At 61.1% G+C, this 360-nt stretch carries 1 pseudogene; it reads left to right on the top strand.

Annotation, left to right across the window (positions count from 1 at the left end):
• Positions 1–360 (top strand): annotated as a pseudogene (locus tag PUR71_RS01005) (hypothetical protein); the annotation flags it as partial.

The raw sequence follows: 360 nt of genomic DNA, 5'->3' as shown, positions 1-360 counted from the left end.
TGGGGTTTTTTGTTTTTTTGTTGTTGGTGTGGGGGGGGGTTTGTTTGTGTTGGTGTTTGTGTTTTTTTTTTTTGTTTTTTTTGTTTTTTGGGTGTTTGTTTTGTTTTTGGGGGGTTTGTTTTTTGTTTTTGGGTTGGGTGTTTTGTTGGTTTTGGGGGTGGGGCGAGGGGTTGGGGGGGGCTTGGGGGGTGGGGTGGGGGCGCGCGTCGCGCGCGGCTGTGTGGATGGTGGCGACTGGGTGTACATCTGGGATGCCTGTCCGGGGGGGGCCCGCCCCCCCCGCTCGGCCGGCACCGGCCCGCCGGCCCCCGCCTACCCCGCGCAGCCGGTCCACCAGCTCGGCGGCGTCCGGGTGGACAC

Origin of the sequence: Streptomyces sp. SP17BM10 (genome assembly GCF_036322405.1) — a bacterium.
Taxonomy (GTDB): Bacteria; Actinomycetota; Actinomycetes; order Streptomycetales; family Streptomycetaceae; genus Kitasatospora.
This window is presented reverse-complemented; position numbering and strand designations above follow the sequence as displayed.